Annotated in this window: 10 protein-coding genes; 6 read left to right on the top strand and 4 right to left on the bottom strand. The window is 59.3% G+C overall.

Annotation, left to right across the window (positions count from 1 at the left end):
• The first annotated feature begins 1,013 nt into the window (after window positions 1–1,013).
• Window positions 1,014–1,913 carry an integrase domain-containing protein gene (locus P3T21_RS37790; RefSeq protein WP_429260956.1) on the top strand — a complete coding sequence of 300 codons (900 nt, stop codon included), beginning with the start codon at window positions 1,014–1,016 and terminating at the stop codon, window positions 1,911–1,913.
• Window positions 1,900–2,136 carry a hypothetical protein gene (locus P3T21_RS37785; RefSeq protein WP_429260955.1) on the top strand — a complete coding sequence of 79 codons (237 nt, stop codon included), beginning with the start codon at window positions 1,900–1,902 and terminating at the stop codon, window positions 2,134–2,136. The genes P3T21_RS37790 and P3T21_RS37785 overlap by 14 nt, the downstream gene beginning before the upstream one ends.
• Window positions 2,137–2,467: 331 nt before the next feature.
• On the opposite strand, the gene P3T21_RS37780 is transcribed toward P3T21_RS37785, so the two are convergent.
• Complete coding sequence (locus P3T21_RS37780) at window positions 2,468–3,355, bottom strand: replication initiation protein (protein ID WP_429260954.1); 888 nt, start codon at window positions 3,353–3,355, stop codon at window positions 2,468–2,470.
• Window positions 3,356–3,797: 442 nt separating this feature from the next.
• Here P3T21_RS37780 and P3T21_RS37775 point away from each other — a divergent pair, with 442 nt between their 5' ends.
• A complete protein-coding gene (locus tag P3T21_RS37775; protein ID WP_429260953.1) occupies window positions 3,798–4,427 on the top strand; it encodes an AAA family ATPase in 630 nt (209 codons plus the stop codon).
• Window positions 4,428–5,085: 658 nt separating this feature from the next.
• The gene (locus P3T21_RS37770; protein WP_429260952.1) at window positions 5,086–5,973 is read left to right on the top strand and encodes a type IV toxin-antitoxin system AbiEi family antitoxin domain-containing protein; all 888 of its coding nucleotides are present in this window, start codon (window positions 5,086–5,088) and stop codon (window positions 5,971–5,973) included.
• Here the strand turns inward: P3T21_RS37770 and P3T21_RS37765 are convergent.
• From P3T21_RS37765 to P3T21_RS37755, 3 genes are all read right to left on the bottom strand, one after another.
• Window positions 5,950–6,849: a nucleotidyl transferase AbiEii/AbiGii toxin family protein gene (locus P3T21_RS37765; protein ID WP_429260951.1), complete on the bottom strand. Its 900-nt coding sequence runs from the start codon at window positions 6,847–6,849 to the stop codon at window positions 5,950–5,952. The genes P3T21_RS37770 and P3T21_RS37765 overlap by 24 nt on opposite strands.
• A 161-nt stretch (window positions 6,850–7,010) precedes the next feature.
• On the bottom strand, window positions 7,011–7,976 hold the full coding sequence (locus tag P3T21_RS37760; protein WP_429260950.1) for a tyrosine-type recombinase/integrase: 966 nt from the start codon (window positions 7,974–7,976) through the stop codon (window positions 7,011–7,013).
• Window positions 7,969–8,358 (bottom strand): hypothetical protein, encoded by a 390-nt coding sequence (locus P3T21_RS37755; protein ID WP_429260949.1) that lies wholly within the window; start codon window positions 8,356–8,358, stop codon window positions 7,969–7,971. The genes P3T21_RS37760 and P3T21_RS37755 overlap by 8 nt, the downstream gene beginning before the upstream one ends.
• 414 nt (window positions 8,359–8,772) lie before the next feature.
• On the opposite strand from P3T21_RS37755, the gene P3T21_RS37750 reads away from it, so the two are divergent.
• Window positions 8,773–9,027 (top strand): hypothetical protein, encoded by a 255-nt coding sequence (locus tag P3T21_RS37750; protein WP_429260948.1) that lies wholly within the window; start codon window positions 8,773–8,775, stop codon window positions 9,025–9,027.
• Window positions 9,028–9,620: 593 nt separating this feature from the next.
• Window positions 9,621–9,832: hypothetical protein (locus P3T21_RS37745; RefSeq protein ID WP_429260947.1), on the top strand; the 212-nt coding region annotated here is incomplete at its 3' end.

Genomic DNA, 9,832 nt, shown 5'->3' with positions numbered 1-9,832 from the left:
GCGGTGCCGCGTGTCCAGGAACTGCATTGCCCGCACTGCAACCACGTAATCAGTGATGCCGATTTCGGACGCCAGCACGTCCCGTTCGTGCCGCCAGCGCGGCGGGACTCACCTTATTTCCGTCGCGATCGCGACGCGACCTGAATGCGCCTCACATGTGCAAGGCGCACAGCCGCCTGAATCATGAAAGAGCCCTTTTTCAGGGGTCTTTCGAGAATGCTCCAACCGAAAGCCACCTGTTTTCACATCGCTTTTAAAAAATTCCGCACGGCCTGTTCGCGCGCTAAAAAGCCTGTGCTAACGTAGCCCCGATTCTTCGCGTCCCTGACGCATCGACCTGACGATCTGGCCTTGAGCCAGGTCCGATTTTTTTATGACGCCGGGTATCCCGGCCGCAGTCATCGCTTATGGCAAGCGCATCGGATTGATCCGCCCTGCGCAGCCCCCTGAGCGACAATTTTTTCTGAGTGCTTCGGCGGGCTCCCGTAGTCCGTCCATCGAAAACGCACCCATCCCTGTGTCACGGGTTTCGCCCGTGCATCCCCGTTTTATCCGGGCACGGCCCGACCATACCTGCTTCAGCCTTGGCGTCCGACGAGTCGCCCATCTAGCGCATCGCGCGCACGCTCCCCGTTTCGCTGTGCCGACAGCGAACGCATGCGGGCCCCCGCACGATGACTTCACCGCCTTCCGAGACCCGCCCGCCGGGACGCTCAACGGAGGCCTACCGCCTGGGGTTTTGCGCGTCACTGCTTCGCATTGCGTAGCAGTGACGCGCTTTCGCGCTCCACTGTCTCCCGCGCCAGTCAAGGCGCCCGTCTATCGACGACATAGTTACGCGCAACGTCGGCGCGTCGAACCGGCCCAACCGGCAAACGACAAACGACCTGATCGGCACGCAGTACCCCGGCCACAAAACCCACCTCCAGGTGGCGGCCACTCCTCCCTAAACGGAAGCAGGACCTGGCGCGCTGGAGCGCGACGGGACATCGAAAAAACCAACGAAGAGAAGCATGAGCAAGCCCACATCGAACAAGCCGAAATCGATCGAAGCGAAGTTCATGGCCGCTGCGCTTCATCGGGGCGCGGCGACCCTGACCAGGCAGAAGATGCACACCACGTTCCTCGCTTTCGCAGCCCATGCGAAGCAGGGACGTTATGGTCCGGTTGATCCGGCCACCGTTACCGAGAAGCAGTTGCGTAACTACGTGGCTTCGCGCATCGAGACGGGGATCACGCCGCGCACGATCCAGAACGAGGTCAGCCACCTGCGCCGTGCCCTGCATGGGGTGCAACGCGGCGAGTGGGCCGAAGCCCTGACCAATGCGCAGCTCGGCGTGCCGGCGGGCACACGCATCGGCACCGGCCGCGTGGTTAATGCGGCGGTGCTGGCGCAGGCCCTCGAGCGCGCATCGGCCGACACGCGGGCGTGGATCCAGCTCGAGCGCTGCCTTGGCTTGCGACGCGAAGAGATGATCGAAAGCCACAAGAGCCTGAAGCAGTGGGAAGCAACGCTGGCAGGCGGGCAGACCTTCATCACGGTGCGCCATGGCACGAAGGGCGGTCGCACGCGGGACACCTACATTCCGGCACCCTACCGCGAGAGGGCGCTGGCGGCCATCAGGGCGGCGCTTGCAGTGGTGGCGGGGCGCCGCTACCTGGTCGACGCGCCAAGCGATCGCGCGGCCAAGCAGCAGGTTCACGGGCGGTTTGCGAGTCTGGGACTGAAGGGCACGGACTCCGGCCACTCTTTGCGACGAGCCTTCTGCCGCGACAACTATGAGCACTACCTGAGTGAAGGCCATGACGAGAAAGAAGCGCTCGCGCTGTGTTCGCGCGACCTCGGCCACGGTGAAGGCCGGGGCCGGTGGGTCTGGAACAACTACCTGAGGGCAACCTATGAGCAAGCCTGAATTTGTGACTGCCCACCGGCTACCGAAGGGCAGTGTATGGCGGGTCAAGGCAGAACTGGTCGGCGGAACACATTTGGAAGGGCTCGCGGAGCCTGAGGACGCGCTGCCCAGGGTGCGGATATCCCCTGAGGCTTTTCAGGCCCTCAAGGGACTCAGGAATCGCGGTGAGACAATCCGGGAGGTGGTGGAGCGGCTGATCTTCGAGGCAGCCGGCGAACCATGACAGCTTCGCGGCTATGGTCGGGGATGTCGCCGGGGCGGTGGAACTGACAGAAAAGTGTCACTTATCTAACAGTTTGTCCGCAAGACCTGGCAGGGGTGATCGACCGGGCGCTCCAACTGACAGATAAGTGTCACTTATCTGATACTTTGGGCCGTTTTCCTTTTACCGCCGTCGCCATCATTCGCAGGCCTGCAGCTCGAGCTGCGCCGGAAACTTGCGCAGCCCGCTACGAAGCCCAGGCCGTTTGAGGTTGCGTAATAGGTTTCGCGGCAGCGTTTCTAAATATCAGGCAATCACTTCGAGCTAGCACCGCTTGTCGATCCCACGCGATTTAAAATAACAATGTGCCTTGCGGGTCGGGTTCGAATTTGAAGCGCAGGCTGGTGACCTTGCGGCCCGACTTCACGGGCTCCCACTCGACAATCAACCCGTTCTTTTCGCGCAATTCCTTCACAGCAGGCTCAATGACACGCTCGCGCAGCGCTTTGAAGTTCGCTCTGTATGTCGGACTTGCATCCATCGCGTCTTGGAACTCAGTGATTGTCGGCGTCCACCGGCCCGCGCCCTGCCATGACTTCAGGCACTCGAAAATACGCCACGAATAGATTGAGCGGAACGCGGCTGCGTGCTTCAGCTTGTACGTAGTGAACTCCTTCCGCAGACCGAACAGGAATGGCACCAGGTCAGGATGCCAGCGAACCTCTACCGTGCCTTCGCCTTTCGCATACTTGCCCGTAATGACCCAGCTTCGAACTTCACGCACGGTTCCACGCCGAGTCGACGTCTCAGTAATGACCTTTGGCTGCTGGAGTGCTTCGGCACCGACCTGCAATTGTTCATAAGCCGTGTCCAATGTCACTGCGAACGTCTCGGCGTACTCCATCGCTGACAGTTTCACCGTTTGCATCCGTTCGTCCATCAGGCCGCGTGCGTCGGTGCTATCGGTCTTCGCCAATGCCGCGGCAATGAATCGTTTTTCTGGCAGGCTTAGACCGTGCGCTGCCCGCGTTACGGCGTTCGCCATTGTCACCTGACGGTCAGATAGGGCCGTTTGGCTATAGGGCTTCGCCGTCAGCGTCTTTTTCATTGGAACAAGTTCCCGGTTATTGGCACACTTGTAAAGTGTGTTCCATTTGTCGAAATGGAACAAGTGATATGCGGCGTTCCATCCCTTCCTTTTGGGTTTCTGTTTCTTTTCAGCGTCAGCATTGCGATTCATGCCCGCGCTCACGCACTGCAGGACGTTACCGGCCATCCGCGCAAAGCGCGGTCGTCTATCTGGATAGGTTGTTTTTGTAGCAGTTGGTGACGGGCGAAGCCCGCACTTGTTGACGTTTCCTGGGTTTGCTTTGCACATGCGCCCGTTTTAAATACATTTTCCCGTTTTACTTCGTTTTAGACATGGCCGGAGCTTTGCTGGGCGTGGCTTTGAGGTGCCCTATTGGCACAACGGCCCGGTTCTATTGGCACAGCGGCCCGGTTAAATGGCACAGCGGCCCGGTCTATGGAACAACGGCCCGGTTCTATCCACAGGCTCTATTGGAACAACGGCCCGGTTCTTATCCATTGGCACGGGCCCTGTTCCGATGCAGTAGCAGCTATCTAGCTGCTAGTTATCGTATATCATGCTGCCACCGCAACAAACCTTAACAGAGGCGGGCATGGCGTCAGTTATTGCATTCGTCAGTCAGAAAGGGGGTGTTGGCAAATCCACGCTATCGCGCGCGCTTGCTCGAGAGGCCGCAGCCGGTGGGCTAAAAACTAAGATTGCCGACCTAGACACGCAGCAGGGCACGTCAGTTGATTGGCACAGGACAAGGATGGACGCTGGCATAGAGCCGGTTGTGTCCGTGGAGTCGTTCAAGACCGCCGCGCAGGCGCTGGGCGTGGCGGATCACTTCGACATTCTCATTTTGGACGGCCCGGCCAGAACCAGTCAGGCGACTTTGGACATCGCCCGTGCGGCGAACCTCGTTGTGCAGCCTACCGGCGCATCCCTGGACGATCTACGGCCCGCGGTGCGGGAGTTTCATGCACTCATCAAGGCGGGCATCCCACGCGAGCGCCTGACGTTTGCCCTAAACCGAATCGGCACGGACGCAGAGGAGGCGGATGCGCGCGCGTATCTAGCTGAGGCGGGCTATTCCGTGCTGGCTGGCTGCCTTGTTGAACGCCCCGCATACCGGAAGGCTCAGAACGGCGGACATGCCGTCACAGAGACCCGCTATGCGGCGCTAAACACTCGTGCGGACGCCCTGATCCAATCCCTGATAGACCGCGTGACGGAGTAATTCATGGTCGATATGTCCAAACTCAAGCGGCGATCGCTGCCCCCTCCACCAGCTCCGGACGAGGCGAGTCCCAACCTGAAGGCACCGGAACATGCGCCGGCAGCGCATACCCTTTTGACAAAGCGGATCGACGGCAGATCAGCTAGGCGGTCCAATCGCACGGTGCAGTTCGCTACCCGCGTGACGGCCGAATTTGACGACCGCATAAGGGCTATAGCAGCGCGTGACGGGCTTTTGCTGGTGGAAGTGATGGAGCGGGCACTTGAGGCGTACGAATCATCTAGATAGCAGCTATCTAGATACTAGATAGTATTGAAATCGTCGATCAGCGACATTCGAAATGCGCGCTCTGAACGCCTGGCGTACGAAAAACTCCGAATCTTGAGGCCACCCCCAAGCATGCGTACGCCACTTTGTCGGCGGGCGCTCCCTGCTGTGCGATTTGTGACCGCATGGGTACGCAAAATTTTCACGATTTCACGTACTGCGCAGCGTTAACGCTGCGCAGTATATCACAATATTTGTCTGCCATAAAGCCGTATAGCTATACGAATCAAGGATCGACTCTTGACTCGACACAAATTATGTCGCATGCTACGCAGCGTTTACGCTGCGTAGCACGTGATACCGAAGAGAATTTATGGTGATCGAGCACTAAATGGACCGGTCGAGAATCCAGATTGCCAAGGCAGACATCGTGAAGCACTTCGATGGGCTCCCCCAGCACGTTCTCAAACTGAAGGACATCCGCGCGGTGCTTGCCAGCCAGCGGGCGTTCTGGCGCCTCGCCCAGAACACCACCGCGGAACACTTCATTGCCTTTCTGAAGAAACACGCGAAACTCCGGGAAATCGAGTTCCTGTTCCCCCAGCGCCCGGAAAGCTGCTACGTGTGGGGCGACGTTCCGCTACTCACCATCCTCCTCTCGCTGAGAAAGGATCTTTACTTCAGCCACTACACCGCCATGCGGCTGCATGGCCTGACCGAGCAGTCCCCGACGACCACCTATGTCACGGATGAGCGTATTACCCACGACCAGCGCCAGCGTGCAAAGCTCGAACAGTCAGATATCGACAGGGCATTCAGTCAGGCGCCCCGTGTTTCGCAGAACTACGTCGAACATGCGGGGAAAAAGATCTACCTGCTGAACGGTTCCAATACCGGTCACCTGGGCGTTGTCGCGGAGCGAGTCAACGACGAAGATGGCCGGGAGGTTCTCGCGCGACTGACCAATCTCGAGCGGACCTTGATCGACATCACTGTGAGACCCGTCTACGCTGGCGGCGTCTTTGAAGTAGCCAAGGCCTTTGCGCTGGCGAAAGACCGGGTTTCCATCAACAGGCTTGTCGCCATGCTACGCAAACTGGATTTCGCCTACCCGTATCACCAGGCGATCGGTTATTACCTCGAGCGTGCTGATTACAAGCCGAACCAGATCGATCTGGTCCGGCGTCTTCCGGTCGAACATGATTTCTACCTGACGCACCAGATGGGCGAAACCCGGCATGTCCAGCCGTGGCGCCTATTTGTTCCAGACGGGTTTTAGCCGGTCGATCAGCTCGAGCACATAGTCGAAATAACCCTTGAATTCCTCAAGCTTGAAGTCCGGCGAAACGGTGTCGGCTACGGCACGAAAGCCGGCCAGATGAAACTCATAGGTCTGTCCGACCAGGCCGAGGAACGACAGGGGCACCTTTTTGATTTCGAACATCGACGTCAGTACCCGGTGCATTTCTTCGCCCTGCATGTCCAGTTCAAGTGCCTTCGTAAGTACGAAGATGTCAACGAAATCCTTGGGGCGGGCACTCCCTGGGCGTTCCCGTTTGATGACCGGCCCATATTCGGGCATCTGCTGACAGATGGCTCGCAATTTTTCGCAAACGATCATCAGGGGAGAGTAAACGTAGATCAGCGTGCCCTCGAATTCCCGGTCCTGCTTGTCGTACACATATTCGAAGCGGCTGATGTCAATGAGAAACTTGGTGCCCTGTCCAAGGTTGATCGCCAGCTTGCGCAAGGTCTCGATATCGGCAGAATGCCGGGCATGGACCTCTGCAGTTGCAAGCTTGAATTCAAGTCCATAGCCGCCCCAGAAGTCCTTCATGTCATCCGTGATGTCCGTGGGCTTTTCGATCATCCTGAAGTCGAAAACTTCGAACCCGTTGGCGCGGAACGTCTCTGACAGCGCCCTGAAGATCCGCCCCCGTACTTCCTCGATGTTCTCGCCGAAATCCTGCTTCAACGAAAAATCCAGGTCGATCGAAGCGCGCGCGCTGACCTGATGGACCAGTGCCATGGCGTTGCCGCCCTTGAGCACGAGCTGCTCCAGCAACTCGTCATCGGAAAACATCGCCTGGATAGCCACGCTCTTTATCTTGTCGAGCAGCTTTGGTTCTTGTGTGGATGCTTTGGGTTTGTTCATTTTCTGCAGAATTCCGCTCTCGGGGGATCTACCGCAACGTAGCATGCCTGGCAACCGTGTACGCGATCGGGATGGACCACAGCTACCGGGAAAGGATGGTGAGCCAGACCATCATGACGCGTAACGTGACGCGTCGACGGCGATGCTGTTCACATCGTCCGCTAGAGGCGGATCCGCTCGACCTCATCGAGGCTGACGTCATCATGGCGCCGGTCGTAGAGCTGGGTGGTGCGCGTCGACGCATGATTGGCCATCGCCGCGGCGTTCTCGAGCGTACCGCCGCTTTTCAGATAGGCGGTGATGCCGGTCGCGCGGAACGTGTGGTTGCCGATCGCCGTGCCGATCCCGGCCGCGAGTGCACGCCGGCGCACCATCGCATACGCGTTCGCCTGCGGTAGGGGCCGCGTGCTCAGGCGCCCGGTGCCACGCGCGATCGTGCGGAACAGCGGACTCTTCGGTTCATCGCGCAGGCCGGTCTGCTCGAGATAGTCGTGCAGGTAGGCTTCGAGCGTGTGGTGACAGGGCATCTCGTGCCGCTTGCCGCCCTTTTCATGCAGGCGCACCCACAGCCGCCGCTGCTGCACATAGACGTCCTCGACCCGCATGGCGAGCGCGGCGCCCACCCGCGCGAACGAAAACACCATCAGCGCAATCAGCGCGCGGTCGCGCAGCCCGATCGGGGTCGTCACATCAATGCTGTCGAGCAGCTGCCGCGCCTCGGTCGCATCGAGCACCGGCGTCTTCCCTTTTTTCGTGGAATGGGCTGGCCCCCGCACCGACGCGGCCGGGTTGTGCGGCACGATCTGGCCGGTGACGAGCCAGTCGAACAGGTGGCGGATCGCCGCGAGCCGCTGCTTGACGGTCGGCGCCGACCGCGTCTGTGTCTGCCGCTCGATCCAGCTGGCGACATGCAGCGGCTGCACCGCGGTGATCGACGGCACACCGGCGCCGGCGCACCAGGTCAGAAAGTCGCCCGCTGCGCGCGCGTACGCGCGGCGCGTATGCGCGTTGCGGATCGCCGACGCGAAGAACTCGAGGAACCGGATGCTGGCCTGTTCGCCGGCATCCGTCACCAGTGTCGGCAGCGGGGCGCCACTGGCCAGCGTGGTCAAAGCGGTTTCATTCATCGCGAGGTTCCTGACGCCGGGAAAGGACATACTCCCGCCTGGCCTCCTCAAAAGCCGGTTCGACGTCCTCAGGCGTGCACATCTCGACGTGGAACCCGCCCAGCCCGAGATGCGCGGCCCGTCCGGCGCCGCGACCGAACCAGTCGATCACCGCCGAGGCCAGACCGGGCTTGCATAGATCAGCCAGCGAGACGCGAAATTTGCCCGTGACGCCCCCCCGGTAACCGCCGGTTTCCATTCCGGCTCCAGGCGGCGTCGCGGCGCCCCCGTCGATCCCGGCGACCCGGCAAAACCATTCCAGCTCGTTTTGCCGGGCCGGCGTCGACCACAGCGGTTCATCGAACGCGGGCACCAGCAACAGCGTGATGACGGGCAAAGTCATGGCGGACCAGTCCGGTATCTATATGTGATAAAGGAAATTATCCTATATAAAAGAGCGACCTCATGCGATTCTTCCTGCCTCGCTGGCCGGCGGAGTTCGAGTTGGGGTGCCCTCACTAAGGCGATCACGGCGGTCTTTGTGTTCGCCGAACGAGCGCATGGGCATGGTCGTCGCTGTCTGTTATATCCCGACATGTTCGCGTGATCCGTTTGCTGAACTCAAACAAGTACCTTTTCCTCGGCAATCTATAAATCGACAAAAAATTGATTTGCATTTCAAATCTTTCTTTGTGTTCAACAACTTACATTAACTGAATGGGTCTTCTATATCAGCTTGGCATACCTCCTGCGTATGTAGCTGCGAGCGCAACGATTAGTGCTCATTCCAACCAACCGAGTGATTAGGAGCTTTATCATGCTGAAGATCGAAAACCTGGCCGTTAGCAAAGAACTCAACCGCGCTGAAATGGGCGCTATCGTTGGCGGTAACGCCGCGGCGTTCGGCGGCATTAACACGAACTACAACGGCGGCCTCTCGTTCGCTAGCCCGCAAACCATTGTGAACCCGGTTATCGCCCTCGACGCCTCGACGCATACGGACGTTGATGTGAAGAACATCACGAAGTCGATTGACGCCGTTGGCAGTCTCCTCAACGGTGTGAATGTCTGAGCATCCAGCATTAAAGGGGGAGGGGACCGGGGTGTTCCTTCTCCTCTCTCTGAACCTTGGCATTTGATGCGCCGAGGTTCAAAGAGAGGACCCGCTTTCCTTGGCGGTCCTCTGGTGGCGATGGTTTTGGGTCTCCGTCAGGTCTTGTTCCTGCCGGCTTTAGGCCCGCCAGGCTGTTCTCCCCTGGCGGGCCTCTTTATTTGCGGGCGCTTATCTCGATGCCTGCACGGTGATTACCACGACGTGTGCGCAGGGACTCAAGCAAGATTACTTACTCGCCCACTGGGACCATTTCTCAAAGCAGCGTTAGGAAATGCGACAGGTAACACGCGTCTGTCAGCGCGGAGAACTTCGAGTCTGTCAACATAGGTGGCACCTACACGTGGCGGTCCAGATTTGCTTTATGAATGTCCGATTTACTGCCACCTGAATGACTCAAGCGGGTCGATCAGCGTCATTCGCCCGCTCGAACCACCCACGATTGACATAAAACCTGACGGCGATCTTTTGATGATGAGGTGGGCGTTCAACAGCGCGTCCAGACCTCGTACGCGATGCTATGCTGGTCCCATTCCCACTACGGAAGAACCGCAATGGACATTAGCTGGCCGGTCATGGGTGTGACATTGATGGTGATGGGCATTCACTGGTCGATGGAACGTGGTGCGCGCAAACAGCGCGAACAGCGCATCGCCCGTCTGCAGCGTCCCGCGGTGCCGCGTGTCCAGGAACTGCATTGCCCGCACTGCAACCACGTAATCAGTGATGCCGATTTCGGACGCCAGCACGTCCCGTTCGTGCCGCC

The sequence above is a fragment of the Paraburkholderia sp. GAS334 genome (assembly GCF_050436625.1).
Classification (GTDB): Bacteria; Pseudomonadota; Gammaproteobacteria; order Burkholderiales; family Burkholderiaceae; genus Paraburkholderia.
Note: the sequence above shows the minus strand (reverse complement) of the source record. Positions and strands in the feature narration are given on the sequence as shown.

Bases quoted from the DNA above. Each gene is read 5' to 3' on its own strand.
- P3T21_RS37790 (WP_429260956.1), top strand. From the start codon at position 1,014: ATGAGCAAGCCCACATCGAACAAGCCGAAATCGATCGAAGCGAAGTTC.
- P3T21_RS37785 (WP_429260955.1), top strand. From the start codon at position 1,900: ATGAGCAAGCCTGAATTTGTGACTGCCCACCGGCTACCGAAGGGCAGT.
- P3T21_RS37780 (WP_429260954.1), bottom strand. From the start codon at position 3,355: ATGAATCGCAATGCTGACGCTGAAAAGAAACAGAAACCCAAAAGGAAG.
- P3T21_RS37775 (WP_429260953.1), top strand. From the start codon at position 3,798: ATGGCGTCAGTTATTGCATTCGTCAGTCAGAAAGGGGGTGTTGGCAAA.
- P3T21_RS37770 (WP_429260952.1), top strand. From the start codon at position 5,086: ATGGACCGGTCGAGAATCCAGATTGCCAAGGCAGACATCGTGAAGCAC.
- P3T21_RS37765 (WP_429260951.1), bottom strand. From the start codon at position 6,849: ATGAACAAACCCAAAGCATCCACACAAGAACCAAAGCTGCTCGACAAG.
- P3T21_RS37760 (WP_429260950.1), bottom strand. From the start codon at position 7,976: ATGAATGAAACCGCTTTGACCACGCTGGCCAGTGGCGCCCCGCTGCCG.
- P3T21_RS37755 (WP_429260949.1), bottom strand. From the start codon at position 8,358: ATGACTTTGCCCGTCATCACGCTGTTGCTGGTGCCCGCGTTCGATGAA.
- P3T21_RS37750 (WP_429260948.1), top strand. From the start codon at position 8,773: ATGCTGAAGATCGAAAACCTGGCCGTTAGCAAAGAACTCAACCGCGCT.